We start from the raw sequence: 26,548 nt of genomic DNA on the forward strand, positions 1-26,548 counted from the left end.
GGGTCATAGGATTGATCTGCTCGTCGAGCGTCATGAAAATCCTCTGGATATTGTCGGGAACAATGCGGACCGAATCCTTTCCTGTAATCACGGAGCCTGGTAGCTGCTACATAAAGGGGGTTGGCCACGTCACGCCCTTGTATGCAACATTGTGATCGAAAGCTGAAGGCGGTACTCGCCTCGATTCATTAAAACGTGCGGCTCTTTCGTTCTAAGGCGCACGTCATGATCCCATCTCAGCCTTCTCAGTCGACGAACACCAGTGCTGCCGGAGCGCTGCGCTTGGCAGCAGCGTCGACAACTGCTGCCGACAGTGCGGGTTCGCACACTGCGGCGGGCATTGTCGCAGGGAGGATAGTCTCGGTAGAGAATGCTCCGCATTCGGCGACATCACTTGTTGCTGCCCCAGCGCAACAGGCGAAAGCGTTGCCCGACTCGCTGCCCTCCTCTGCTGCGCCTGGGTGTGGCGTAGGCGATCAAGCTCTCGCTGAGGGCTTCCAGCCAAAGCGAACGCTCTTCGATGTAATGAAACCGCTGATTGAGGACAACGAGAAGATCATTCTTGGACGAACGGTCAATGACTTTGCATTGGTGGGCGAGTCCATGCGCACCAACGTTTGCCAGGTGAGTCGCCGCGTAAATTCCTTTGAATTTACGCCTCTGCATCTCGTAATCATGAGGACGGTGGAGGATGTTGGATTCTGCTCGGACCGGGTAAAGGAACTGATTGAACTAGGCGCCGATGTGAATCTGATGTCAACCTACGACTGGAGTTCAATTGGTGGTCATAAGCGAATTCCACCTCTGAAATTGGCCGAAAAGCTGCTCGCTAAGCTCGAACGTGATGAGGACGCCGAGTCATGGGTGATCGACGACATGAAAGACGTGATCGAGCACTTGAAGAGGGCTGGTGCCACAACTGAGGGTGCCGCGCTAAGAACGTGTGACTCTGATGACGAAGGTAAATCCGACTGGGACTCTGAAGTGGATGAAGTTCCCGGACGGGATGGCTCGGACTGGTAGTTCCGATGCGCTTGGGTGGCCGTTGGTACGACCCGGACGACCATCCCTGCATCATTCGCCATCGGCTTACGGCTGATTCGTAAGTAGATTGCCGGAATGGTTGGCATCTTTCACCGGGGAGTTCGCTTGAAGGGGCATCGAGAGCAGCAACGTATCTGCATGCATATGGGGCTAATTGCGACGCGTAGTAGTGTGCGCCTATTGATACTCAAATATCATTCAAAACAAGCGATTTAACTTTGCGCGCTGCATGGTGCATGGTGTTGCCTCGGAGCTTGAAATCTCCTCGAGTACAACGATTGTGGACGTCCTATGTCGGGAGGGTGGCGAAATACAACACCCTCGCGGGAATACGTCATGCCGTGTGTACTCGAGCGGTTTCAACCTCCCGACTCCCTCGCCATTCCGGCGAGGGAGACTTCCTTGGAGGTGGCAAATGCGTCGTTCAAGTTCGAATCTGCATTCCAACGAACAGCCCCAAACCCGCATCGGCATGCATGTGCCGGAGAGTCTGCGTGTCGGGTCATTCTCACATCCTGGTGGTCATGCGCTCCCTGACGGTGGTCGCATTCCCTGCCTGGTACTGCGCGGCATGTGGATGGAGCGGTTTGAGCTACCGGTAGGCAGTCGCGTCATGGTTGAAGTGGAGCACAAGCGCATCACGCTGACGTTGGATGAGACGCCGATCCCGGTGCCGTATCGGTATCTGGACCATGCCCCGAAGAAGAGCCGACGGGTGGCCGATACGACAACCGAAAAGGCGTCGGAGTAACGGGATTGGTCCCGTATCGCGGGGTGCCCGGTAGGGGCGCATCCCGATCGACCGCCGACGCCGTTCGAACGTTCGGTAACGGCATGACCGTCGGCGAAGAAGCGCATTCCGTTCGGAGGTCATGCGTTCGTCGCACGTAGCAGCGTTACGTGCAGTCGACCGGGGTCCGACCCTACCGAAGCAGCCGGCGGATTCCGGTAGGGTCGCATCCCGATCGACCGCCGACCTCGTTCGAACGTTCGGTAATGGCATGACCATCAACGAAGAGCAGCATTTCGCGCCGGTTGAGTTGCACACCGGTTTACGCCCGGTGTCGCACCAGCAGCTGCGTCATCAGCGCCCGCAAGGCCGGCGGGCGAACCGGCTTGGACAGGAAGCCCCAGCCGTTCTCCGCCGCCTGCGCCTTCAACGCATCATCGCGTTCAGCAGTAACCAGAATCACCGGTGGCCGTGCCCGCCACAGCTCGCACAGCTGCTCGTACAGGTCCGGCCCATGCCACTGGCCCATGCGTACGTCCAGCAGCACCAACTGCGGCACGTTCAATGCAGAGGCAATCTCCAGCGCGGCATGCGGGCCATCGGCCAGCTCCACCCGGCAGCCCCAGCGTTCCAGCAGGGCGCGGGTAGCCGCACACACACGCGGGTCATCATCAATGCTCCACACCCGGCACTGCCGCAGTGGGCTGTCATCACCCGAATCCGCAGACACCGACGGGGCAGGGGCGGGCGCCGGTATCGCATCGGCGCTGCCCAGCGGCACGGTCACGGCGAACACGCTACCGCTGCCCAGTGTCGAGCGTAAGCTGATGCGGTGCCCCAGCAGCCGCCCGATGCGCTCCACAATCGCCAGGCCCAGCCCGGCCCCGCGCTCCTGATCCACGCCATCATCCAGCCGCCGGAATTCCTCGAAGATCTCGCCCTGCAGACTCTCCGGAATACCCGGGCCCTGGTCGTGCACTTCAATGCGCAACTGGTCGCCCACCCGACGGCAGCCAATCAGCACCCGACCACGTGGGGTATAGCGCAGTGCATTGGAGAGGAAATTCTGCAGGATGCGACGCAGCAGCGCCTCATCACTTACTACCACCGCGCGGGTATCCACCCAGTCCAGCTGCAGCCCACGCGCTTTGGCGGCAATGCCAAACTCACGCGCCAGTGTTTCCAGCAGCGGCGACAGCGCAAACGCACGCACATGGGTCTGCAGCGTGCCAGATTCCAGCCGCGAGATATCCAGCAGGCTGTTGAGGATGGCATCCTGCGCGGCCAGCGCCGCATCCACATGCTCGCTCAGCTCGCGGGCGTCGCCACTCAACTTGCCGCGCAGCACCGAGACGAACATGCGCGCTGCATTGAGCGGCTGCAGCAGGTCATGCACGGCCGAGGCCACGAAGCGGGTCTTGTAGCGGTTGGCGCGCTCGGCCTCACGCCGCGCCTCGTCCAGGTCGCGGGTACGCTCGGCCACCCGGTGTTCCAGCGCATCGGCCAGCGAGCGCAGCTCACGCGCGGTGTTCTTGTAGGCGGTGATATCGGCGTAGCTGGTGACGAAGCCGCCATCGGGCAGCGGGTTGCCACGAATCTCCAGCACCGTGCCGTCGTCCTTCTCGCTCTCGCGCATGTGCGGCCGGCCGCTGCGCAGGTGGTTCAGGCGACGCTCGATGGCCTCATCAATCGGTCCCGGGCCGAGCAGGCCACGGCGGGCGTTGTAGCGGAACGCCTCGGCAATGGGCACACCCACCCGGATCAGGTCCGGCGGGAACCGGAACAGTTCCAGGTAACGCGCATTCCACGCCACCAGCCGCTGCTCGCTGTCGATCACCACCACGCCCTGCGGCAGGTGCGCCAAGCTGCGGCTGAGCCCGCTGTCGGCCTGCTGGGCGGCCTGCAGCACGCCATCCTGCGCGGTGCGCAGCTCCTGTGCGTGCTGCTGCAGCACCGCCTCCAGTTCCAGCCGGCTGCGCTGCCGGTGCGAGGCCAGGCGCCGGCGCTGCTGGACGAACAGCGCGAGGAAACACAGCGCCAGCCAGATGCCGCCGGCCGCCAGTGCGGTACTGCGGCCCACGGCGGCGCTGGCGCCGGCATCGTGCAGCAGGTGCAGCTTCCACTGAGGGTCATCCAGCACATAGGTCTGCCACAGCATGGGGCGCGGCAGCGAGGGCTGCTCCAGCCGCACCATGCGCCCGCCATCGGCCAACACATCCAGCGTGCGCGCCTGCAGCGGTTGCAGTGAACGGTCGGCGTACTGGCGGGTGGCCAGCATCTCCTTGCGCTCGGCCGGGGAGAGCGGGCGCAGCAGGCGGTAGCGCCATGCATCGCCGTTGGCCAGGAACACCACGTCATGCGCATCGCTGGCCATCACGATGTCGGTGCTCTGCAGCCATTCCTGCTCCAGCGCCCGCAGCTCGATCTTGATGGCGATGACGCCCAGCACATCGCCCTCGTGGTCGAGGATCGCCTGCGACAGGAAGTAACCCGGCACCGCCGTCGTCATGCCGATACCGTAGAAGCGCCCGGTGCCCTTGGCCATGGCCTGCTGGAAGTAGGGCCGGTAGCTGTAGTCCTCACCCACATTCGTGGTGGGCTGGTCCCAGTTGCTGGCAGCCACCGCTACGCCATGGCGGTCGATCAGGGTCAGGGTGGAGGCGCGCGTGACGTTGTTGGCCTGCTGCAGTTTCAGGTTGAGCCGGTGACGCTCGGCGTCATCCAGCGGGCTGCTCACCGCCTGCAGCAGTTCCGGGTCCAGTGCCAGCAGCTGGGGCAGGGTGCGGAAGCGATCGATGCGCTGCTGAAGGGTCTGCGCGTACAGGTCCAACTGGCGGCGCACCTGGGTGCTTTCGGCCGCGAGGGCGCGCTGCTGGGCATAGCGGCCAGCAACCAGGCCAGCCAGGAGCGTACCGCCCACCATGACCAGCAGGGTCAACAGCAACGGGCGGTAGCGGGAGACGCGGTACATGGCGTCAGTTTACGGCGTGCCGGCGGGTGCGCGTTGCACGCACCCGCCGTTGAACATCAGAAGTGAACCTGCGCCCGAAGCTCGAAGATCTCCGGCTTGGTCCGCACGCCACGGCGGCTGGCATCGGCCCACACGTAGTTCGCCTGGAACTTGAAGTGGCTGGTCAGGTACCAGTTGGCACCCACGGTCCAGTCGTGCTGGCGGCCACCGAACACGTCGGCGTCGTCCAGATCGATGCGGCTGTAACGGGCCAACAGTTCCACCGCGCCGTAATCGTGCGCCGGCTTCACGTTGGCCACGGCGCCCGCGCTGTACGGACGCGATTCGCCGGTGACGATCCAGCTGCCCATCACGTACTGGCCATCACCGGTGTAATCCGGCTTGCCATCACGGGTGACGGTGGTGCGCAGCGCTTCGGCCTGCACCGAGAACGGGCCATGGATGTAGATGCCCTCCAGGCCGGTGCGGCGGATCTGGTCGGCGGTGACCAGCGAGCCCGAATCCACGAGGCGGATGTCGGTCAGGCCGGCTTCCGGGCGCGCGCGCAGGCGGGCGCTGGCATTGAAGTGCACATCGCGGCCGTCGCGGTAGCCGCGCGGGTTTTCCTGCGAATAGGCCAGGCCCAGGTGGATCACATCGCCCGGTGCCTTCACCGGGGTCCACACGCCGCGCACGGCCTGGGTGGTGCCGGGGTTGTCGCCCTGCAGGTCCTTGCCGCCATAGGCGCCCACCTGCATCAGGTACTGCGGGCGCTCCAGCACCCACTCGGCACCGGTGCGGCGGCCGGCGTAGAAGGCCTGCACGGGCAGGGCGGTTTCCACGAAGCTGCCGGCGCGCGAGGAGGTGTTGGAATCCAGGCCCACCGGGGTCTTCATGTAGCCGAAGCGGAAGCGGCCGATGTCCTTGCCGAACACGGCCTTGCTCTCGAAGCGGAAGAACACGTCCAGCCAGGTGTCGGCCTGGAAGTCGTAGTACACCATCGCGTCGTACACGCCCTTCTTCTTCAGGGTCGCGCCGAACTCCTTGCGGCGTACCGCATCGTCATCTTCGAACGCGTCGGCGCCGGAGAAATCGTTGAGGTCATAGGCGATGTTGGCAGTGGCGGCCAGTTCGGTGCCGTCGCTGAAGGACACCTTGGTCGGCCAGTTGTCCCAGTCCGCGGCGGACGCGGCGAGGGGGGCGGACAGGGCGGTGAGGGCGATAAACAGGGGGGTCAGGCGCATGGATATGGTCTGGCTTCTAAAAAGTGGGGCAGAACAACAACGGCCGCGAGCGGGAAAACTGTTGGGCCACAAGGCCCGGAACGACACGGCCACCCGCCGCCGTGGGGGCGCGGTGCCCGTGCAGTGTAGGCACTGGGCTTGGCTGAACAGGGGGGCTAGTACCAATAGGTTATCTGCGTGGCGATGCAGCGGGCGTAAAAAGACCACGCCCGATGCCGCCGCCTGCGGCCGGCATCCCCGTGACACTGCCGGAGTTTCCCATGCACGTTCCCACCGCTGCCCCGCTTGCAGCCAAGCCATTGCCGTTCTACCGCCAGCTGTATTTCCAGGTGGTGGTGGCGATCGTGCTGGGCGCCATCCTTGGCCATTACGAGCCGGCGTTCGCCGAATCGCTCAAGCCGCTGGGCGATGGCTTCATCAAGCTTGTGAAGATGATCATCGCGCCGGTGATCTTCCTGACCATCGTCACCGGCATCGCCGGCATGACCCACCTGCGCACCGTGGGCCGGGTGTTCGCCAAGTCGATGGCCTACTTCCTGTTCTTCTCCACCCTGGCGCTGATCGTGGGCATGGTGGTGGCGCACGTGGTGCAGCCCGGCGCCGGCATGAACATCAACCCGGCCGACCTGGACCAGACGGCGGTGCACAGCTACGTGGAAAAATCCCACGAGCTGACCCTCACCGGCTTCGTCATGGACATCATCCCGTCCACGCTGGTGAGCGCGTTCGTGGATGGCAACATCCTGCAGGTGCTGTTCGTGGCGGTGCTGTTCGGCATTTCGCTGGCCCTGGTGGGTGAGCGCGGCCGCCCGGTGCTGACCTTCCTGGAGGCGCTGACCGCCCCGGTGTTCCGCCTGGTGCACATCCTGATGAAGGCCGCGCCGATCGGTGCGTTTGGTGCCATCGCCTTCACCATCGGCAAGTACGGGGTCGGCTCGCTGATCAACCTGGCCTGGCTGGTGGGCTCGTTCTACCTCACCGCGTTCCTGTTCGTGGCAGTCATCCTGGGCGTGGTCTGCCGCCTGTGCGGGTTCTCGGTGTTCAAGCTGGCCCGCTACCTGAAGGCCGAACTGCTGCTGGTGCTGGGCACCTCGTCCTCGGAATCGGCGCTGCCGTCGCTGATGGAAAAGATGGAAAAGGCTGGCTGCAGCAAGTCGGTGGTGGGCCTGGTGGTCCCCACGGGCTACTCGTTCAACCTGGACGGCACCAACATCTACATGACCCTGGCCGCGCTGTTCATCGCCCAGGCCACCAACACCGAGCTGACCCTGGGCCACCAGATCGCGCTGCTGCTGGTGGCGATGCTCAGCTCCAAGGGCGCCGCCGGCGTGACCGGGGCGGGCTTCATCACCCTGGCGGCCACCCTGGCGGTGGTGCCGGAAGTGCCGGTGGCCGGCATGGCGCTGATCCTGGGCGTGGACCGCTTCATGAGCGAATGCCGCTCGCTGACCAACTTCATCGGCAATGCGGTGGCCACGGTGGTGGTGTCGCGCTGGGAAGGCGCGCTGGACCGCAACCGCCTGGCGCTGGCCCTGGATGGCCGCGAGGCCGAGCTGCCGCCGCTGGCCACCGACGACCTGCCGTCGCCGCTGACCGCCCCGGCGCGCTGAACACGCCCCTCCCCCTGATGTGTGTGCAGCAGGTCCGTGCCGTCCCCCCTTGGGCGGCACGGCCTGCTTTTTCATAGGGGTTTCCGGTGATGTAAGTTGTCATCGGAGCCCATCAGGCTGGCGTGGCATACGCCGGCGCACGGCCTGCCTGATGTGCGGTCGCAGCATGATCGCGACAGCGTAGCGACAGGTCCAACACCGCCAACGGGGGTATGATCCCCTGTTCCTCTCGCCCATTCATCTGCAGAAAGCGATGTCCAACGAAGATTTCAAACAGGCCGCCCTCGACTATCACCGCATGTCGCCGCCGGGCAAGATCAAGGTCACGGCGACCAAGCCGATGCTGACCCAGCGCGACCTGTCGTTGGCCTATTCGCCGGGCGTGGCCCACGCCTGCGAAGCCATCCTGGCCGACCCGCAGCAGGCCAGCGAGCTCACCGCCCGTGGCAACCTGGTGGCCGTGATCTCCAACGGCACCGCCGTGCTGGGCCTGGGCAACATCGGCCCGCTGGCCGGCAAGCCGGTGATGGAAGGCAAGGGCGTGCTGTTCCAGAAGTTTGCCGGTATCGATGTGTTCGACATCGAAATCAATGAAAACGATCCGGACAAGCTGGTCGACATCATCGCCTCGCTGGAGCCGACCTTCGGCGGCATCAACCTGGAAGACATCAAGGCGCCGGAGTGCTTCATCGTGGAGCGCAAGCTGCGCGAGCGGATGAACATCCCGGTGTTCCATGACGACCAGCACGGCACGGCGATCATCGTCGGCGCCGCGGTGCTCAATGCCATGGTCGTCACCGGCAAGAAGATCGAGGAAGTGAAGCTGGCCACCACCGGCATGGGCGCCGCCGGTGTGTCGTGCGTGAACATGCTGGTCTCGCTGGGCCTGAAGCCGGAAAACATCCTGGCGTTCGACCGCGAAGGTGTGATCCACACCGGCCGTGCCGACCTGGACCCGGAAAAGAAGCGCTATGCCCGTGATACGGACAAGCGCACGCTGGCCGAGATCGTCGATGGCGCCGATATCTTCCTGGGCCTGTCGGCGCCGGGCATCCTCACCGCGGACATGGTCAAGACCATGGCCAAGGACCCGGTGATCTTCGCGCTGGCCAACCCCACCCCGGAAATCATGCCGGAAGTGGCGCGCGCAGTGCGCCCGGATGCGCTGATCGGCACCGGCCGTTCGGACTACCCGAACCAGATCAACAACGTGCTCTGCTTCCCGTACCTGTTCCGCGGTGCGCTGGACGTGGGCGCCACGGCGATCAACGAAGAAATGAAGATCGCCTGCGTGCACGCGATCGCTGCGATGGCGCGCCGCGAAGCCAGCGATCTGGGTTCGGCCTATGGCGATGACACCCCGAGCTTCGGCCGCGACTACCTGATTCCGCGCCCGTTCGACCGCCGCCTGCTGGTGGAGCTGTCGGCCGCCGTGGCGCAGGCCGCGATGGATTCGGGCGTGGCCACCCGCCCGGTGGCCGATATGGGTGCCTACCGCGAGAAGCTGGCCCAGTTCGTCTACCGCACCAGCCTGATGATGAAGCCGGTGTACGACCGCGCGCGCGCCGATAAGCAGCGCGTGGTGTACGCCGAAGGCGAAGAAGAAGTGGTGCTGCGCGCGGTGCAGAACGTGGTCGACGAAGGCCTGGCCTTCCCGATCCTGATCGGCCGCCCGGACGTGATCGAATCGCGCATCGAGCGCATGGGCCTGCGCATGAAGGCCGGCGTTGATTTCGACGTCACCAATATCAACGACGACCCGCGCTTCAACGATTACTGGCAGTACTACCACAACCTCACCGGCCGTCGCGGCGTGACGGTGGCGGCGGCCAAGAACCTGATGCGCTCGCGTCCGACCTTGATCGCGGCGGTGATGGTGGCACGCGGCGAAGCCGATGCGCTGCTCACCGGCGTGGTGGGCCGCTTCCACAAGAAACTGGGCTACGTGCGTAGCGTCCTGCCGCTGGAATCGAAGGTCACCTCGACCTCGGCCATGACCGGTGTGATCAACCAGCAGGGCGTGTTCTTCTTCGTGGACACGCACGTGCAGGAAGACCCCACGGCCGAGCAGATCTGCGAAGCCACGCTGCAGGCGGCCTACCGCATGAAGCTGTTCGGGATCGAGCCGAAGGTGGCGCTGCTGTCGCACTCCAACTTCGGCAGCCACGATTCCAAGGACGCGCTGAAGATGCGCACCGTGCGCGAGCTGCTGCTCAAGCGCAACCCGCGTCTGAACGTGGACGGTGAAATGCAGGGCGATACCGCGTGGGATGAAGCGCTGCGCCAGAAGCTGCTGCCCGACAGCACGCTGAAGGGCCGCGCCAACCTGTTCGTGCTGCCCAACCTGGAAGCGGCCAACATCGCCTACAACCTGGTGCGCGTGTTCACCGACGGCGTGGCCATCGGCCCGATCCTGATGGGCGTGGCCAAGCCGGCACACATCCTGACCACCAGCGCCACCTCGCGCCGCGTGCTCAACATGACCGCCATTGCCGCGGTGGATGCGCAAATCCGCAAGCAGCTCGAGGCAGAAAAGGCCTGAGGGTTGGATACCTGGTAGCTACCGACTGTTAGTCGGTAGGCAAAAGAAAGGGATCGGTGCAGCGCACCGATCCCTTTTTCGTTTCAGGGGTCGGCAACATCGCCGCAGTCCCGCCGTCACCCGCCTGCAACCTGCCAAGGGCCAAATACCCCCACGCGGCCCGGCCGTGGCGGTGGTCCGCTGGACCCCGCCACCCTGGGCCCGACCACTTCCCCCCTCTGGAACGGCGCCATGCGCACTCGTCCTGCAAAGCGGTACTTCAAGCAGTTGTTCGCGTTGTATGCGGGTCTTGTAAGCGGCAGGTAGACCGAAAAGGGGGCGAATCGCGCCCCCTTTTCGTCACGGCGCGGCAGGCGCCAGCAGCTCCACTTCCGCCAGCTGCATCCGCCCCGGCCCTTCAATCCGCAACCGGTACTCGGCATAACGGCCCGGCTTGGCGATCCGGAACGGACGGGTCTGCTGCTGCCACTCGAACGTTTCACCGCTGCGCTGGTCCAGCGTGACCCAGCTGCCACCGGCCTTGCGCGCTTCCAGCATCCACTTGCCGCCACGGATCGGCGCATTGCCGCTGGTCAGGGTGTACATCGACGGCGTGCCGTCAGACACCCCGGTGAACACCACGCTGCCCTTGCCGCCGAACGGCACCACGGTGCCGGCATCATCATCGGTCAGCGCCGCCAGCACCTTCCCATCGTCCAGCTGCGCACGCGCGCCGCTGCCCAGCAGGTCATGCAGAATCGCCGGGCGTTCACCGCGCGCGGTCAACGAGCGCGGCGCATCGTCCGGCCCGGTGCCCCACCTGGACGGCGCCGGACCCATCTCGAAGTCCAGCGTGGCGCCCTTGGCGATCACCTCATGCGGCACCCAGGTCTTGGTCCACGGCTGGCCGTTGATCTTCAGCGACTGCACGTAGATGTTGCGGTCCGAGTTTTCCGGGGCATTCACGCTCAGCACCGCGCCGCCCTGCAGTTCCACCTTGGCATGCCTGAAGGCCGGCGAGCCGATCGCATATTCCGGCGAACCCATGCGCAGCGGGTACAGACCCAGCGAGGCCAGCACATACCACGCCGAGGTTTCGCCGTTGTCCTCATCGCCCGGGTAGCCCTGGCCGATCTCGCTGCCCACGTACAGCCGCGACAGGATCTCGCGGACGTGCTGCTGGGTCTTCCACGGCTGCCCGGCGTACAGGTACATCCACGGAATGTGGTGCGAGGGCTGGTTGCTGTGCGCGTACATGCCCATGCGCACATCGCGCGCTTCGGTCATTTCATGGATGGTGCCGCCGTAGGAACCGGAGAATTTCGGGTCGGCGGTTTCCGGGGTGCTGAAGAACGTATCCAGCTTCTCGGCCAGCTTTTCGCGGCCACCGTACAGGCCAGCCAGGCCTTCGCCATCGTGCGCGGCGGTGAAGGCGAACGTCCAGCCGTTGGATTCGGTGTAATCGTGGCCCCACACGCGCGCGTCGTAGTCCTTCGCAGCCACGCGCCAGCTGCCATCCTCCTTGCGGCCCTGGAAGAAGCCGGCGGCTGGGTCGAACACGGTGGCGTAGGTGCCGGCGCGGGCGCGGAAATACGCCGCTTCGGTGCTGTAGCGCTCGCGTGCGGCCGGGCTGCCGGCGGTTTTCGCCAGCGCGGTGGCCATGTTGGCGATGCCGAAATCGTTGAGCGCGCCTTCCATCGTCCACGACATGCCTTCGTGCACGTCGGCGCTGGCGTAGCCACGGAACGTGGATTTATCCATACCCTTGCGCCCGACGTGGCGGTCCGGCGGCACCACGGTGGCGTTCTTCAAGGCGGCCTGATAGGCCTCATCCGGATCGAAGCCCTTGATGCCCTTGAGGTAGGCATCGGCGAAGGCCACGTCCGAACTGGTGCCCACCATCAGGTCGGCATAGCCCGGCGAGGACCAGCGCGCCACCCAGCCACCGGCGCGGTACTGCTCCAGGAAGCCCTGCACCAGCTGCCCGGCATCGTCCGGGGTGAACAGCGCATAGGCCGGCCAGGTGGTGCGGAAGGTGTCCCAGAAGCCGTTGTTGACGTACACCTTGCCATCGCGGATCGGTGCGAAGCTGCGCACTGCGCTGCCATCGGTGTTGTCGTCGGCGGCGCTGGCCTGGCTGGCGTACCGCCAGTCCGGGGCGGCGGCGGTACCGGCATTCTCAAACCCGGAATTCGGGTACAGGTACAGGCGGTACAGGCTGGAATACAGCGTGGTCTTCTGGTCGTCGCTGGCCTGGCCGATGTCGAAGCGGGCCAGGCGCTGGTCCCAGGCGTCCTGTGCGCGGGCGGCGACGGTAGCGAGCGTGTCTTCAGCAGCCAGTTCCAGCGCCAGGTTGTGGCGGGCCTGCTCGACCGAGATCAGCGAGGTGGCGATGCGCATGGTCACCCGACGGTCGCTGCCCGGGTCGAACTTGATGTAGCCGGTGGGCCGGCCGCTGGCGATGGTGCCGCTGCTGCGCCACGGCCGGTCGAAGCTGGCCACCACGTACATGCGGGTAGCGCCGTTGGACAGGCCGCTGCGCGTATCGGTGTAGCCCGACAGCGTCTGCGTGGCCGCATCCAGGGTCAGCCCGCCACGCGCGTCGACATTGTCGAACAGCAGGTTGGCATCGCCGTCCTTGGGGAAATCAAACTGGAACAGCGCGGCGTGGTCGGTCGGCGCGATGGCGGCGGCAATGCCGTTGTCGAAGCGCACCGCATACCGGTAAGGGCGCGCGCTTTCGTTGTCGCGCGAGAACGACAACGCACGCTTGGCGCGGTCCGCTTCCGGCACGCCACGGGTGGCCGACGGCATCACCTGGAAGGTCTGGCGGTCGCCCATCCACGGGCTGGGCTGGTGGCTCAGGGCCAGTGCCTGCAGCTGCGGGCGGTTGGCCGCGTTGTTCTGCTCGTTCCAGCGATACAGCCAGTTCAGCGCGCCGGCATCGGTCACCGGGGTCCAGAAGTTGAACCCGTGCGGCACCGCCGTGGCGGGGAAGTTGTTGCCGCGCGAGAAGGTGCCGTTGGCCTGGGTGCCGCGGGTGGTGAGCACCCAGTCGGACGGGCGGGCCGGGGCGGTGCGCGGCTGGCTGTCCAGGCGTACATCGTCGATCCAGCCGGACACCGGCGCGTTGGCGGCGCTGCCCAGACCCAGTTCGATGGCGACCACGCGACGGCCACGCAGTGCTTCCACATCGCCCAGGCGCACCGACTTGTGCGCCCACTGCTGCGGGTAGAGGGTCTTGGAATCCCCCTGGGCCTTGGCACCGAGCGCAATGCCGTGCAGGTCGCGCGCGGCGGTGGCCGAGACCCGGCTGCCATCGTCCAGCACCAGGTCCAGCGAAACGTAGGTGGAGGCCACCGTGTCCTCGCCCACGATCTCCGGCAGCACCAGCCAGGACAGCGTGGTGTCGGCGTCGATGGTTACATCGGTGGTGAACAGCGTAGTGGTGGCGGTACCGCCGGCACTGGCGTAGTGCAGGGCACGCAGGCCGCTGTAGCCCACCCCGGGCTTGGCCGCATACGGCGCCTCCGGGCCCTTGCCGATTTTCACCTGCACGCCGCCCTTGCTGGCCTGCGGGGCGGGTTCGCCGGGCTCGAAGGAGGTCTGCAGGCCCTGCGCGAAGACGGGCAGGGCAACCGGCGCGCAGGCCAGGGCGAGGGCCAGCGGAAGCAGGGCGCGGCGGGCAGGGCGGGGGTGCGGCAGGGTCATGCAGGGATCTCCCGGGTGGGACAGGCGGCAGGCGGAGCCCGCATCGGCGACCTCGGCAGACAGCATCACGCCGGCCGCCTGGAAAGGCAGTCGAAGCGATGCAGGTCCGGCGGGGGACGGGCCATGCGATCGGGTGTTTGATCGGAACGCACCCGATCCTGCAACACCCGGAGCGGGCTTGGCAAGTGAAATTAGTTCGATCTAAACCCGGAAAAATCGCATATCGGCGTTTTGCCGGCGGCGTCCCGCACGGAACCGGCCGCGCCGCGCGTGTCGCCCCGGGTGCTAGAATCGAGCCCCTCGCAATTCCTTTCCGTGCCCCGCCATGAGCCATACCGCCACCGCGCCCGCCAATGCCGAAAAGCGTTACACCGTGCACCGCAGCGACCTGCCGCTGAGCTGCCCGACGCCGGAGATGGCGCTGTGGAACTCGCACCCGCGCGTGTACCTGCCGATCGAAGACGAGCCGAACTGCGAAGCCGCGTGCCCGTACTGCGGTTCGGTCTTCGTGCTGGCCGACTGAGCAGGCGGAACCGAACGTGCGCCGACTGACCGTGGTGCAGCTGCTGCCGGCGCTGCACTCCGGCGGGGTTGAGCGCTCGACGCTGGAAATTGCCGCCGCGCTGGTCGCGGCCGGGCACCGCGCCATCGTGGTCTCCGCCGGTGGCCGGCTGGTCGAGCCGCTGCTGGCCAGCGGCGCCGAACACCTCACCCTGGATATCGGCCGCAAATCGCTGTGGACGCTGCGCCACGTGCGCACGCTGCGCAACCTGCTGGCCGAAACCGGCGCGGACATCGTGCACGCGCGCTCGCGGCTGCCGGCCTGGCTGGGCTACTACGCCGTGCGCAACCTGCCGGCGGCCACCCGCCCGCACTGGGTGACCACCGTGCATGGCTTGAATTCGCCCAGCCGCTACAGCGCGGTGATGACCAGCGGCGAACGGGTCATCTGCGTGTCCAACTGCGTGCGCGAATTCGTGCTCCAGCATTACCCGAGCGTACCCCCGGAGCGGCTGCAGGTGATTCCGCGTGGCGTGGATACCGCGCAATTCCCGCGCGTGGGCCGCCAGGACCGGCGCCCGCGCCTGGCGGTGGCCGCGCAGCATCCAACGCTGGCTGGCGATGCGCCGCTGCTGTTGTTGCCGGGCCGTGGCACCCGCCTCAAGGGGCATCACCATGCGCTGGGGCTGCTGGCCGGGCTGCATGCGGCCGGGGTGCGGGCGCTGCTGTGGATGCCGGGCACCCGCGAGCCGGGGCGTGAGCGTTACGTGGCCGAGCTGGAGGCGCAGGCGCGCAGCCTGGGCATCGCCGATGCGGTGCTGATGACCGCGCCGACCTCGCGCATCGCCGAGGCCTACGCCGCCAGCGATCTGGTGCTGCAGCTGTCCGACAAGCCCGAGGCCTTTGGCCGCACCGTGGCCGAAGCGTTGTCGGTGGGCCGACCTGTACTGGGCTGGAACCAGGGCGGGGTGGGCGAGCTGCTGCAACACCTGCAGCCATCCGGCGCGGTACCCTTGGGCGACGCCGGGGCATTGCAGGCGCGCGCGCTGCAGTTGCTGGCGCAGCCGCCGTCGCTGCCCTCGCGTATTCCGTTCACCCTGCAGGCGATGCAACGTGACACGCTCCAGCTCTATACCTCCCTCGCTGGCTGAGCCGGTCAAGGCGCCCGGTTCGCCGGGCTTCCGCGCGGGCCGCTGGGCGCCGTGGTGGGTCATTGCATTCGTGGCACTGCTGCCGCTGCCCGGGGTTGCCGAAACCGTACTGGGCCTCGGCGCGATCTATGCCGCCGCGCGCATGGTCCAGCTGCGTCTGCAGGGCAAGCAACGCATGCTCAGCAGCCCGGCCTGGGCGCTGACCAGCATCCTGTTCCTGGGCTACTGGCTGCCGCAGGCGTTCTCCGCCTTCGATGCGATCGATCCGGGCGCGGCGTGGCGCAAGACCGCTGCCGGCCTGCGCTATCTGCCCTTCATGTGGCTGGTGGCGATCGCGGTGGCCACGCCGGAGCGACGCGCACTGACCCTCAAAGGCATTGCGCTGATTACCGGGGTCTGGACGCTGGACGGACTGGCGCAGGCCGTACTCGGGACCAGCCCGCTGTTCTGGTCGATGGACCAGTTGAAGTGGGCGATCAGTGGGCATGGCTTGTGTCCACCGGCGGAGATGGCTGCAGCCGATCGCCTGAGCGGCGTGCTGGGGCCGTGCAATCTCAAATTCGGCCAGGTGCTGGCGAGCCTGTCACCGTTCCTGCTGTTTGCTGCCGCCGCGCGCTTCGGCCGTTGGGGCTGGATGCTGGTGGCGGCTGCCGTGGGCGTGGTGCTGGTGCTGGCCGGTTCGCGCGCGGCGTGGCTGACCTATGCGCTGGTGCTGGTGTTTTCCGGCTGGGCGCCTGCTCGGCGCGCGCGGCCTGCTCGCGTGCCTGGCGGTGGGGCTGGTGGCGGCGGTGGCACTGGCCGCCGGCTCGCACCAGGTGCGCGATCGGTTGGAGCGTACCGCGATGGCGTGGGAAGGCGAGAGCGATGGCGTGAACCAGGCGTTGTCCGGGCGCGCGCAGATCTGGGCCGCGGCGGGCTGCATGATCGAGCAGCATCCGATCAACGGCGTAGGCGCACGGGGTTTCCGCGATGCCTACCCCGACTGCAATCCGCGCCCTGAAGAACAGGAAGTGTGGGGCGCCGGCCCGGCGTTGCATGCGCACCAGATCCTGCTGGAGATCCTGGCCGAAACCGGAGTGCTCGGGTTGCTGCTGTGGTTGGCGGCTGCGGCGCAGGCGTGGCGCGCGTGGCGCTTCGCACCGCTGCCGGCACGCGAGCGCGCCCGCCCGGCGATGCTCGCCCTGGCCGTCACCGTGTTCCCGTTCAACACCCACCTGGCGTTCTATTCCACCTTCTGGGGCGGCCTCACGCTACTGCTCGCCGCCCTCTACGCAGGCAGCCTGCTGGCCAGCGACGACCCGTGATCCGTACGCGTTATTTGTAGAAATCGCTGCGGCCGCCCGGCTGGCGCTTGAAGCGGCGGTGGATCCACAGGTACTGGTCAGGGGCCTCGCGCACCATCGCTTCGATGGCCTGGTTGACCCGTGCGGTATCGGCTTCCACATCTTCGCTGGGGAAGTTCTCCAGCGGCGCGCCGATCTTCAGGAAGTATTTCCCGCCTTCGCGGCGGTGGAAGTACGGAATCACCGCGCAACCGGTCATCCGCGCCAGCTGGTGGGTGGCGGTGATGGTCGAGGCGGTGTGCCCGAAGAACGGCACGAACACGGTGTCCTTGCCGCGCATGTCCTGGTCCGGCGCGTACCAGAGGAAGCCGCCCTTCTTCAGGTGACGCACGGTGGCGCGGATGTCCTCGTTGGCATACATCGCCTTGGCATAGCGCAGCCGGCCGAACTTCACCGCCCACTCGTACACCGGGTTGCGGTGCTTACGGTACATGCCCGACAGGTCGACGTGGTCGCACAGCAACCGCCCGCACATCTCCAGGGTCATGAAATGGCCCGATACCAGCAGCACGCCACGGCCTTCGGCCTGCATGCGGTGCAGGTGCTCCAGGCCTTCCACCTGCACCTTCGGGCGGATGCTGTCGATGCTGCCCCACCAGGCCCGGGCGAATTCGAAAATGCCCACGCCCAACGCGTCGAAGCTGTCACGCAGCAGGCGCTGGCGCCAGGCGTCGTCCTTTTCGGGGAAGCACAGCTTGAGATTCACCTCGGCCGCGCGCCGGCGGCTGCTGGCCACATGGTAGGCCACCGTGCCCACGCCCCGGCCGAGTGCGCGCTGCAGGCCCCAAGGCAGCCGGGCGACCACGAAGGCAGCCAGGATGAAGGCGAAGGTCGGCCAGTGGCGGGGATTGCGCAGGGACGGCCGGGTAGCGGTGGAAGCGTTATCTGACATGCCCCGATTCTAAGTCATGCGTCCCCGCAGGTGCGTCAGCGGGGGATCGGCCCGCTCCCGCATGTTTTTCCCGGTGCCGCTCCCGTATCCTCTGCGCATGCGTAAAAGTCCCGTCGAATGGATCCTGCGCGGCCTGTATTCGGTCGTGCTGTACCTGTTGCTGCCCATCACCGTGTACCACCTGGTCTGGCGCGGATTCCGGGTGCGCGAGTACTTCCAGCGCTGGGACGAGCGCTACGCTTCCTATCCCGATTCCACCGCGCAGCCGCGGGTCTGGCTGCATGCGGTCTCGGTGGGCGAGGTGAACGCGGCGGCGCCGCTGGTCAATGCGCTGCGCCAGCTGCGCCCGGACATCCGCTGGGTGATCACCACCATCACCCCGACCGGGTCGGAACGGGTGCGCTCGCTGTGGGGCGACGCGGTGGACCACGTGTACCTGCCCTACGACGTGCCGGGCAGCGTGGGCCGTTTCCTGGGCCACTTCAAACCCAGCCTGGCGCTGATCCTGGAAACCGAGCTGTGGCCGAACCTGCTGTTCGGCTGCCGCGACCGGGGCATTCCGGTGTACATCCTCAATGCCCGGCTGTCGGCGCGCTCGCTGCGCGGTTACCGCCTGCTGCGCCCGCTGATCGGGCGCACGCTGCGCACTGTCACCTGCGTGGCCGCGCAGTCGGCCGACGACGCCGAGCGCTTCATCGAACTGGGCGCGCTGCCAGAACAGGTCAAGCCGCTGGGCAACCTGAAGTTCGACATCGCCACGCCGAACGTGCGCGAGTTCAGCGCCGACTTCCATGCCGCCGTGCCCGGCACGCGCCCGGTATGGATCGCGGCCAGCACGCACGAAGGCGAGGAGCAGGCCACCATCGACCTGCACCGCCGCCTGCGCAGGGAAATCCCGAACCTGCTGCTGTTGTGGGCACCGCGCCATCCCGAGCGTTTTCCCCGCGTGGAAGCGCTGGCGCGCGAGCAGGGCTGGAAAGTCAGCACGCGCCGCCAGCAGCACTGGCCACAGGCCGACAGCGACGTGTTCGTGATCGATACGCTGGGCGAACTGATGGCGTTCTATGGCTGCGCGCAGGTGGCGTTCGTCGGTGGCAGCCTGCAGCCGATCGGCGGGCACAACCTGCTGGAGCCGGCGGCCATGGGCACCGCCACGGTGACCGGCCCGCACCTGCACAACTTCGCCGAGATCTCCCGGCGCATGCGCGAAGCGGGCGCAGTGTTGATTGCCGACGACGTGGCCGGCGTGGGCGATGCACTGCTGACGCTGCTGCGCGATCCCGAGGCGCGCGAGGACATGGCCAGCGCTGGCTGTGCGCTGGTCAGCAACGGACGTGGGGCGCTCAAGCGCACGGTGGAGCTGATTGCTCCGCAGCTTCCGCCGCCGGTGGACCCATGAAAAAAAGCCACCCTTGCAGGTGGCTTTTTCGTTTCCGGTTACGCCTGGGTTACTGGCCGTTGACCGTGGTGCTGGGGGTCGCGGCCTGCTGGGTCAGCAGACGGTTGATGTCCTGCAGGTCGGCGATGTCCAGCGTGCCGACGGCCTGGCCCAGCTGCAGGCGGTTCTGCAGGAAGGTGTAGCGGGCATTGGCGTACTCGAGCTGGGCCGAGAACAGGATGCGCTGGTTCTGGATCACGTCCAGCACGGTGCGGGTACCCACTTCCAGGCCGACCTGCGACGCGTCGTAGGCGCTCTGTGCCGAGACCACCGCCAGGCGGCGCGCTTCCACTTCGCTGATGCCGGCCACCAGGGTCTGGTAGGCGTTGCGGGTGTTGCGGTCCAGGGCGCGCTTCTGCTGCTCGTAGCCATCCTGGGCAATGTCACGCTGGGCCAGCGCCTGGCGCACGCCGGACTGGGTGGCGCCGCCGGAGAAGATCGGCACGCTCAGGGTCAGGCCGACGCTGTTGCTGCGCGCATCCGGGCTGAAGTTCGACCCGCTGCCGACCACGTCGCCCCAGCTGGCCTGGCGACCGACGCTGGCGCCGAGCGAGAGGGTGGGGAGGTGGCCCGCACGCGCCGCCGACACGCTGGCTTCCGCCGCGCTCACCTGCAGTTCCTGCGCCTTCAGCGCCGGGTTCTGGGCGACGGCCTCGTTGACCAGCTGGTCAACGGTGGCGTACTTGGCCGGCAGTTCCGGGCGGAAGTCGGCCGGCAGTGCACGCAGGTCGGTAACCGGCTGGCCGGTCAGTTCGGTCAGCGCCTGGTAGGCGTCGGCCAGGGTGTTCTGCGCGATGATCGTGTTGGCACGGGCCTGGTCGTACTGGGCGCGGGCTTCATGCACGTCGGTGATCGGGGCCAGGCCCACTTCCAGCCGCTTGTCGGCGAAGTCGAACTGCTTCTTGGCGGCCGCTTCGTTGGTCTGCGCCGCCGACAGCGATTCAATGCCCACCAGCACGTTGAAGTACGCCGCCGAGGTGCGCACGATCAGGTCGTCGTTGGCCGAATCCAGGTTGAAGTCGGCTGCCTTGCTGAGCTCGCGCTGCGCACGCAGGTTGGCGAACTGGCTGAAGTTGACCAGCGTCTGCGAACCACTGATACCGTAATTGCGGTTCTTGGTGGTGTACGAGGTCGAACTTACATCGTGGTTCGGGTTGGTGCGGTTGCGGGTGAGCGAGGCTTCGCCATTGATCTGCGGCAGCAGCGCGGCACGGGCCTGCACGGCGCCTTCCTTGTCGAACAGACGGGTCGATTCAGCCGCAGACAGCTGCGGATCGCCGTTGCGCGCCATTTCGTAGACCTGCAGCAGGTCGGCGGCAGAGGCGGTCATGGGCAGCAGGGCGGCGGCCAGCGCAATAGCGAGGGATCGGCGGATCATTGCGGCTTCCTTGGACTCAGAGGTGGAACTGGGGTGCCGGCGCGGCACCGCGCAGGTAATCGATATCGGTTTCAAACAGCGAATCGCTGATGCTGCCATCGGTCTTGACCAGCACCGCTTCCATTGCCGGCGAATGGCCACGGATCACGAACAGGCGGCCACCGGTACGCAGCCACTGGGTGAAGCGGGCGGGGATGGTCTCCACCGCGCCGGTGACGCAGATGGCATCGAAGCGGCGCTCGGTATCCCAGGTCAACGCGTCGGCGGTTTCAATGCGGACATTGGTGCCCAGGCCGGTTGCATCCAGGCGCGCACGCGCGGCCACGGCCAGTTCCGGGTCGATTTCCAGGCTCAGCACTTCGCGCGCCAAGGCGCCCATGCAGGCGCTGAGGTAGCCGCTGCCGGTGCCGATTTCCAGCACTTCGTCGCCCGGCTGCAGGTTCAGCGCCTGCAGGGTGCGGCCTTCGATGACCGGCTTCATCATCTTCTGGCCGTTACCAAGCGGCAGCTCGACATCGGTATAGGCGAGGGTACGGTTCGCATCGGCGACGAACGCCTCGCGCGGCAAACGTGCCAGTACGTCGAGCACACGGATGTCCAGCACGTCCCAGGGACGGATCTGCTGTTCAACCATCAGTTCGCGGGCGTGGGCGTAATCGATCGTCATGAGGTTCTTAATCCAGCGCAGTGGGCCGGCCATTTTACCGGTGCCGGGAGCCGGCGGCGCGCTGAGAGCATCGCTGCCGTCGCGCCGGGGTCGCAGTGCCGGAAGTCACCGCGACCTCCGGTCCATTCATGTTGTCATCACCGCCCGGGGCGGGTGGCGTAAGCCCTCAGGAAGAAGGTCACGCTGGCCTCGACATGGGCGTCGGCGTCGCACTCGGCCGGGGCCGTTCGCAGCCCGCACATCATATGCGTATGCAGCTCACCTTTGATGAGGGTGAAGAACTGCAGGGCGGCGGTCTGGAAGTCGGTGATCTCCAGTTCGCCACGCTCGGTGCGGGCCCGCAGGAATTCGGCCAGGGCATCGCTGGTGCGCTGCGGGCCGGCCACCCAGAACATCTCGCGGATACGGTCGTCGGTATCGGGGGCCATCATCACCCGCTGCACGGCCACGGCCGCCGGCGAGGTGATCATGGTGAAGAAGGCCCGGCCGATGCCCAGCAGCTGCTCGCGCAGCGCGCCATCGGCGTCGGTGACGAACAGCGCGTCCGGCAGCATCTCGACGCAGGTTGACTTCACAGCTTCGGTGAAAAGCGTCTCTTTGTCGCCGAAATGGCTGTAAACGGTCAGCTTGGACACGCCGGCCTGGGCCGCGATGCTGTCCATGCTGACGCCGCCATACCCTTGGTCCACGAACAATGCCTTGGCCGCATCAAGGATGGCCGCGCGCTTGCCCAGATCCTTGGGGCGGCCGGGCCCGGCTGCCTTGGCGGCAGGCTTGGACGGCACGGCGGAAGTGGTCGGATCGGTCATGCAAACAATACTAGACCAATCGGTTCGATATTTATACTATACCGACTGGTTCACTATTAGCCGTCATGGAATAGAGTGTCGCTTCCAGACGGTTTCCCCCGGTAATTCAAGGTCCAGGACCTCATGAACAACTTGCGATGGATGGGCGGTAGCCTGCTGGCGTTGATGCTGGCGGCGTGTGGCAAACAGGATGCCGAGCCGGCCGCACCGATCCCGGTGCTGGTGGTGCAGCCGGGCACGGTGAGCGGCCAGGAAGTGGCGGCCTACCCGGGCGAGGTGCATGCGCTGCAGGAAAGCCCGCTGTCGTTCCGGGTTGGGGGCAACCTGGTCAAGCGGCACGTCGATGCCGGCCAGCGCGTGCGCAAGGGCGACCTGCTGGCCGAACTGGATGCCGCCGATTTCGCCTCGCAGGCAAGCGCCTCGCAGGCGCAGCTGGCCGCGGCCGAAGCCGACCTGGTGCGCGCCCGCGATGACCAGAAGCGCTACGCCACGCTGGCCGAGCAGCAGCTGGTCAGCCAGTCCACCCTGGATGCACAGACCGCCGCGTTCAAGGCCGCGCAGGGGCAGGCCAATGCCGCCCGCGCCAACCTGGCGGTGGCACGCAACCAGACCGGCTACGCGCAGCTGCGTGCGCCGGCCGATGGCGTGATCGCCAGCCGCCAGGCCGAAGCCGGGCAGGTGGTCGGCGCCGGGCAGACGGTGTTCACCCTGGCCGCGGATGGCGGCCGCGAGGTACTGATCGCCCTGCCGGAAAGCAACATCCGCGATTACCAGGTTGGCCAGGACGTGCAGGTGGAACTGTGGAACAAGCCGGGCCAGATGCTGCCGGGCACGATCCGCGAGATCGCCCCGGCTGCCGATGCACAGGCGCGTACCTACGCCACCCGGGTCAGCCTGGCGCCGGAGGCGGCCGCAGAAGTGGAACTGGGCCAGAGCGCGCGCGTGTTCGCCGCCGCCGGCCGCACCGGCACATTGCAGCTGCCGCTGGGCGCGGTGCTGCGCGGCGCCGATGGCAAGGCCAGCGTGTGGGTGGTGAACCCGTCCAATGGCGCGATCAAGGCCACGCCGGTGACCGTGGGTGCCTATGGGCCCGACGCGGTGCCGGTGCTGTCCGGCGTTGCCGCGCAGGATTGGGTGGTGGCCGCCGGCGGGCACCTGCTGCGCGAAGGCCAGGCGGTCACCCCGGTGGACCGGCAGAACCGCCCGGTGCTGAAGCCGGCCGCCGTGCCCGCTGCCACGGCCAAGGGGCACTGAGCCCGTGCGCCGGTTCAATCTTTCCGAATGGGCGCTGGGCAACCGCGCGCTGGTGCTGTTTGCCATGCTCGCCTTCGCCATCATCGGCGCCTGGTCGTACAAACACCTGGGCCAGTCCGAGGATCCGCCGTTCACCTTCAAGGTGATGGTGGTGCGCACGATGTGGCCGGGCGCCACCGCCGAGCAGGTCTCGCGGCAGGTGACCGAGCCGATCGAAAAGGCGCTGCTCAATACCGGGCAGTACGAATTCATCCGCTCGTACTCGCGACCGGGCGAATCGCAGGTGATCTTCGCGGCCAAGGACAGCCTGCGTTCCAAGGCGATCCCGGAACTGTGGTACCAGGTGCGCAAGCGCGTGGGCGACATCAGGCCGACCCTGCCGCGCGAAATCGTCGGCCCGTTCTTCAACGATGAGTTCGGCGATACCTTCGGCAACATCTACGCACTGACCGGGCAGGGCTTCGACTACGCGGTGATGCGCGACTATGCCGACCGCATCCAGCTGGAACTGCAGCGGGTGCCGGACGTGGGCAAGATCGAGCTGGAGGGCCTGCAGGACGAGAAGGTCTGGATCGAACTGTCCAATACCAAGCTGGCCACGCTTGGCGTGTCGCTGCAGCAGGTGCAGCAGGCGCTGGCCGACCAGAATGCGATTGCCGCCACCAGCTTCTTTGAAACCCCTACCGACCGCGTGCAGCTGCGCGTCACCGGGCAGTTCCAGAGCGTGGACGATATCCGCCGCTTCCCGATCCAGGCAGGCGACCGCACCGTGCACCTGGGCGACATCGCCGAGGTCAAGCGCGGCTTTGCCGACCCGGCCTCGCCGAAGATGCGCTTCATGGGCGAAGACGCCATCGGCATCGCGGTGGCGATGAAGGATGGCGGCGACATCCTCAAGCTGGGCACCACCCTGGATGCCGAGTTCGAGCGCCTGCAGAAGACGCTGCCCGCCGGCATGCAGCTGCGCAAGGTCTCCGACCAGCCGCATGCAGTGGAAGAATCGGTGGGCGAGTTCGTGCAGGTGCTCACCGAAGCGGTGGTCATCGTGCTCCTGGTCAGCTTCTTCTCGCTGGGCCTGCGCACCGGCCTGGTGGTGGGCGTGACCATTCCGCTGGTGCTGGCGATGACGTTCTTCGTCATGCACTACTTCGACATCGGCCTGCACAAGATCTCGCTGGGCGCGCTGGTGCTGGCGCTGGGCCTGCTGGTGGACGATGCGATCATCGCGGTGGAGATGATGGCCACCAAGATGGAGCAGGGCTACGACCGCCTGCGCGCGGCCAGCTTTGCCTGGGAAAGCACTGCGTTCCCGATGTTGACCGGTACGCTGATCACCGCCGCCGGCTTCCTGCCGATTGCGACTGCTGCGTCCAGCACCGGTGAATACACCCGTTCGCTGTTCCAGGTGGTGACCATCGCGCTGGTGGTGTCGTGGATCGCCGCGGTGCTGTTCATTCCGTACCTGGGCGACAAGATGCTGCCGGACCTGTTCAATCCGCAGCCGCCCAAGCCGGGCAGCGTCGCCGCGCGCTGGCAGGCCCGCCGCGCGGCATGGGGCGACCGCTACCCCGCGTTGGCACGCTGGATCGTGCCCAAGCAGCACGCACACGACCACGACCCGTACCAGCGTCCGTTCTACACGCGCTTCCGGCGCTTCCTGGATACCTGCCTGCGCCATCGCTGGTGGGTGATCGGGGCCACCGCGGCGCTGTTCGTGTTCTCGCTGCTGATCTTCCGCTTCGTGCCGCAGCAGTTCTTCCCGGACTCGACCCGGCCGGAACTGATGGTGGACATCGAGCTGGCGGAAGGCGCCTCGCTGGAGGCGACCAAGGCGCAGGCGGCAAAGCTGGAAAAGCTGCTGCACGGCCGTGAGGGCATCAGCAACTACGTGGCCTATGTGGGGACCGGTTCGCCGCGTTTCTACCTGCCGCTGGACCAGCAGTTGCCCGCCACCAACTTCTCGCAGTTCGTGGTGCTGACCGAGAACGCCGACGCGCGCGAGGCCACCCGCGACTGGCTGATCAAGGAGGTCATCCCGCAGTTCACCGACGTGCAGATGCGCGTGACCCGCCTGGAGAACGGACCGCCGGTCGGCTACCCGGTGCAGATGCGCATCTCCGGCGAGCACATCGACCAGGTGCAGGCGATCGCGCGGCAGGTGCAGGCCAAGGTGCGCGAGAACCCGCACGTGATCAACGTCAACCTGGACTGGAGCGAGCCGAGCAAGGTGGTGCGGCTGGTGATCGACCAGGATCGTGCGCGCGCGCTGGGCGTGAGCAGCGCGCAGGTGAGCCAGTTGCTGGGCACCTCGCTGTCGGGCATGAGCGTGAGCACGTACCGCGAAGGCAACCGCCTGATCGAGATGCTGCTGCGCGGGCCGGAGAACGAGCGGGTTCGGCTGGACATGCTGGGCAGCCTGGCCATTCCGACCGCCAGTGGCACCTCGGTGACGCTGTCGCAGGTGGCGCGGCTGGAGTATGCGTTCGAAGACGGCATCATCTGGCACCGCAACCGGTTGCCGACGGTGACCGTGCGCGCCGACGTCGGCGACGCCACGCAGCCGCTGGACGTGGTGCAGCAGATCCTGCCGACGCTGGATGGCATCCGTGCCGAGCTGCCGTCGGGGTACCTGCTGGAGACCGGCGGCACGGTGGAAGATTCGGCGCGCGGACAGGATTCGATCAAGGCCGGCATGCCGCTGTTCCTGATCGTGGTGGCGACGTTGCTGATGCTGCAGCTGCGCAGTTTCTCGCGCGCCGCGATGGTGCTGGTGACCGCACCGCTGGGCATCATCGGGGCGACGTTGTTCCTGCTGCTGTTCCGCGCCCCGTTCGGCTTCGTCGCCCTGCTCGGCACGATCGCGCTGGCGGGCATGATCATGCGCAACTCGGTGATCCTGATCGACCAGATCCAGCAGGACATCGATGCCGGGCATGACCGCTGGCACGCGATCATCGACGCCACCGTGCGCCGCTTCCGCCCGATCGTGCTGACCGCGCTTGCCGCGGTGTTGGCGATGATCCCGCTGTCGCGCAGTGCGTTCTACGGCTCGATGGCGATCTCGATAATGGGCGGGTTGATTGTCGGCACCGTGCTGACGCTGGTGTTCCTGCCGGCGCTGTATGCGGCGTGGTTCCGGGTGAAGCCGGACGAGGCCCGGTAGGGCGTCCTCCGGCGCTGCCATGCCCCCGGGGCATGGCAGCCTTGTGTATCCCGAAGGGGATGCACAAGGGGTAGAGCGGACTGTCAGTCCGCTGCCGTTCGCGCGGTGTGTAGGTCTGCGCCGAAAGCAGCGGACTAACAGT

Annotated in this window: 16 protein-coding genes and 1 pseudogene; 10 read left to right on the top strand and 7 right to left on the bottom strand. The window is 66.7% G+C overall.

Features of this window, described 5'->3' with window-relative positions; all coding sequences use genetic code 11:
- Nucleotides 1–225: 225 nt before the first annotated feature.
- Nucleotides 226–1,023: a hypothetical protein gene (locus QE395_RS03415; protein ID WP_141236194.1), complete on the top strand. Its 798-nt coding sequence runs from the start codon at nt 226–228 to the stop codon at nt 1,021–1,023.
- A gap of 436 nt (nt 1,024–1,459) precedes the next feature.
- Nucleotides 1,460–1,795 (top strand): type I toxin-antitoxin system SymE family toxin, encoded by a 336-nt coding sequence (locus tag QE395_RS03420; protein ID WP_141236193.1) that lies wholly within the window; start codon nt 1,460–1,462, stop codon nt 1,793–1,795.
- Nucleotides 1,796–2,096: 301 nt separating this feature from the next.
- On the opposite strand, the gene QE395_RS03425 is transcribed toward QE395_RS03420, so the two are convergent.
- Together QE395_RS03425 and QE395_RS03430 are read right to left on the bottom strand one after the other, a co-directional pair.
- Complete coding sequence (locus QE395_RS03425; RefSeq protein WP_306987578.1) at nt 2,097–4,745, bottom strand: PAS-domain containing protein; 2,649 nt, start codon at nt 4,743–4,745, stop codon at nt 2,097–2,099.
- A gap of 56 nt (nt 4,746–4,801) precedes the next feature.
- Nucleotides 4,802–5,968 carry a porin gene (locus tag QE395_RS03430; protein WP_068853954.1) on the bottom strand — a complete coding sequence of 389 codons (1,167 nt, stop codon included), beginning with the start codon at nt 5,966–5,968 and terminating at the stop codon, nt 4,802–4,804.
- A 260-nt stretch (nt 5,969–6,228) separates the two neighbouring features.
- Here QE395_RS03430 and QE395_RS03435 point away from each other — a divergent pair, with 260 nt between their 5' ends.
- Nucleotides 6,229–7,578 carry a dicarboxylate/amino acid:cation symporter gene (locus tag QE395_RS03435; RefSeq protein ID WP_095363097.1) on the top strand — a complete coding sequence of 450 codons (1,350 nt, stop codon included), beginning with the start codon at nt 6,229–6,231 and terminating at the stop codon, nt 7,576–7,578.
- 253 nt (nt 7,579–7,831) lie between these two features.
- Nucleotides 7,832–10,120, top strand: coding sequence for an NADP-dependent malic enzyme (locus tag QE395_RS03440; RefSeq protein WP_068853953.1), 2,289 nt, complete (start codon nt 7,832–7,834; stop codon nt 10,118–10,120).
- Nucleotides 10,121–10,459: 339 nt separating this feature from the next.
- Here the strand turns inward: QE395_RS03440 and QE395_RS03445 are convergent, their stop codons facing one another.
- Nucleotides 10,460–13,810, bottom strand: a complete 3,351-nt coding sequence (locus QE395_RS03445) for a GH92 family glycosyl hydrolase (protein WP_306987579.1) — start codon at nt 13,808–13,810, stop codon at nt 10,460–10,462.
- 325 nt (nt 13,811–14,135) lie between these two features.
- Here QE395_RS03445 and QE395_RS03450 point away from each other — a divergent pair, with 325 nt between their 5' ends.
- The 3 genes and pseudogenes from QE395_RS03450 to QE395_RS03460 all read left to right on the top strand — a co-directional run bounded on the left by QE395_RS03450 (nt 14,136) and on the right by QE395_RS03460 (nt 16,766).
- Nucleotides 14,136–14,333 carry a zinc-finger domain-containing protein gene (locus QE395_RS03450; RefSeq protein ID WP_068853951.1) on the top strand — a complete coding sequence of 66 codons (198 nt, stop codon included), beginning with the start codon at nt 14,136–14,138 and terminating at the stop codon, nt 14,331–14,333.
- Between the two features lie 16 nt (nt 14,334–14,349).
- On the top strand, nt 14,350–15,462 hold the full coding sequence (locus QE395_RS03455; RefSeq protein WP_095362897.1) for a glycosyltransferase: 1,113 nt from the start codon (nt 14,350–14,352) through the stop codon (nt 15,460–15,462).
- Nucleotides 15,455–16,766, top strand: a pseudogene (locus QE395_RS03460) (O-antigen ligase family protein). Before QE395_RS03455 ends, QE395_RS03460 begins: the two are co-directional and overlap by 8 nt.
- Before the next feature lie 10 nt (nt 16,767–16,776).
- Here QE395_RS03460 and QE395_RS03465 read toward each other — a convergent pair.
- Nucleotides 16,777–17,697: an LpxL/LpxP family Kdo(2)-lipid IV(A) lauroyl/palmitoleoyl acyltransferase gene (locus QE395_RS03465; protein WP_306987580.1), complete on the bottom strand. Its 921-nt coding sequence runs from the start codon at nt 17,695–17,697 to the stop codon at nt 16,777–16,779.
- A 97-nt stretch (nt 17,698–17,794) separates the two neighbouring features.
- Between QE395_RS03465 and waaA the strand changes: the two genes are divergently transcribed.
- Nucleotides 17,795–19,096, top strand: coding sequence for a lipid IV(A) 3-deoxy-D-manno-octulosonic acid transferase (waaA, locus tag QE395_RS03470; protein ID WP_210131014.1), 1,302 nt, complete (start codon nt 17,795–17,797; stop codon nt 19,094–19,096).
- 49 nt (nt 19,097–19,145) lie between these two features.
- On the opposite strand, the gene QE395_RS03475 is transcribed toward waaA, so the two are convergent.
- The 3 genes from QE395_RS03475 to QE395_RS03485 all read right to left on the bottom strand — a co-directional run bounded on the left by QE395_RS03475 (nt 19,146) and on the right by QE395_RS03485 (nt 21,989).
- Nucleotides 19,146–20,513 (bottom strand): TolC family outer membrane protein, encoded by a 1,368-nt coding sequence (locus QE395_RS03475; protein ID WP_068853947.1) that lies wholly within the window; start codon nt 20,511–20,513, stop codon nt 19,146–19,148.
- A gap of 16 nt (nt 20,514–20,529) precedes the next feature.
- Entirely contained in the window at nt 20,530–21,180 is a 651-nt protein-coding gene (locus QE395_RS03480; RefSeq protein WP_093533828.1) for a protein-L-isoaspartate O-methyltransferase, read from the bottom strand.
- Nucleotides 21,181–21,317: 137 nt separating this feature from the next.
- Nucleotides 21,318–21,989: a TetR/AcrR family transcriptional regulator gene (locus tag QE395_RS03485; protein WP_068853945.1), complete on the bottom strand. Its 672-nt coding sequence runs from the start codon at nt 21,987–21,989 to the stop codon at nt 21,318–21,320.
- Between the two features lie 123 nt (nt 21,990–22,112).
- On the opposite strand from QE395_RS03485, the gene QE395_RS03490 reads away from it, so the two are divergent.
- Both QE395_RS03490 and QE395_RS03495 read left to right on the top strand, forming a co-directional pair.
- On the top strand, nt 22,113–23,243 hold the full coding sequence (locus QE395_RS03490; protein WP_095362895.1) for an efflux RND transporter periplasmic adaptor subunit: 1,131 nt from the start codon (nt 22,113–22,115) through the stop codon (nt 23,241–23,243).
- 4 nt (nt 23,244–23,247) lie between these two features.
- The gene (locus QE395_RS03495) at nt 23,248–26,406 is read left to right on the top strand and encodes an efflux RND transporter permease subunit (protein ID WP_306987581.1); all 3,159 of its coding nucleotides are present in this window, start codon (nt 23,248–23,250) and stop codon (nt 26,404–26,406) included.
- Nucleotides 26,407–26,548 lie beyond the last annotated feature (142 nt).

This window comes from Stenotrophomonas sp. SORGH_AS_0282 (assembly GCF_030818125.1).
GTDB lineage: Bacteria > Pseudomonadota > Gammaproteobacteria > Xanthomonadales > Xanthomonadaceae > Stenotrophomonas > Stenotrophomonas rhizophila_A.

Excerpts from the sequence above, each read along its gene's own strand:
- QE395_RS03480 (WP_093533828.1), bottom strand. The coding sequence starts at position 21,180 with ATGACGATCGATTACGCCCACGCCCGCGAACTGATGGTTGAACAGCAG.
- waaA (WP_210131014.1), top strand. The coding sequence starts at position 17,795 with ATGCGTAAAAGTCCCGTCGAATGGATCCTGCGCGGCCTGTATTCGGTC.
- QE395_RS03415 (WP_141236194.1), top strand. The coding sequence starts at position 226 with ATGATCCCATCTCAGCCTTCTCAGTCGACGAACACCAGTGCTGCCGGA.
- QE395_RS03440 (WP_068853953.1), top strand. The coding sequence starts at position 7,832 with ATGTCCAACGAAGATTTCAAACAGGCCGCCCTCGACTATCACCGCATG.
- QE395_RS03425 (WP_306987578.1), bottom strand. The coding sequence starts at position 4,745 with ATGTACCGCGTCTCCCGCTACCGCCCGTTGCTGTTGACCCTGCTGGTC.
- QE395_RS03485 (WP_068853945.1), bottom strand. The coding sequence starts at position 21,989 with ATGACCGATCCGACCACTTCCGCCGTGCCGTCCAAGCCTGCCGCCAAG.
- QE395_RS03430 (WP_068853954.1), bottom strand. The coding sequence starts at position 5,968 with ATGCGCCTGACCCCCCTGTTTATCGCCCTCACCGCCCTGTCCGCCCCC.
- QE395_RS03445 (WP_306987579.1), bottom strand. The coding sequence starts at position 13,810 with ATGACCCTGCCGCACCCCCGCCCTGCCCGCCGCGCCCTGCTTCCGCTG.
- QE395_RS03450 (WP_068853951.1), top strand. The coding sequence starts at position 14,136 with ATGAGCCATACCGCCACCGCGCCCGCCAATGCCGAAAAGCGTTACACC.
- QE395_RS03490 (WP_095362895.1), top strand. The coding sequence starts at position 22,113 with ATGAACAACTTGCGATGGATGGGCGGTAGCCTGCTGGCGTTGATGCTG.
- QE395_RS03465 (WP_306987580.1), bottom strand. The coding sequence starts at position 17,697 with ATGTCAGATAACGCTTCCACCGCTACCCGGCCGTCCCTGCGCAATCCC.
- QE395_RS03420 (WP_141236193.1), top strand. The coding sequence starts at position 1,460 with ATGCGTCGTTCAAGTTCGAATCTGCATTCCAACGAACAGCCCCAAACC.
- QE395_RS03435 (WP_095363097.1), top strand. The coding sequence starts at position 6,229 with ATGCACGTTCCCACCGCTGCCCCGCTTGCAGCCAAGCCATTGCCGTTC.
- QE395_RS03475 (WP_068853947.1), bottom strand. The coding sequence starts at position 20,513 with ATGATCCGCCGATCCCTCGCTATTGCGCTGGCCGCCGCCCTGCTGCCC.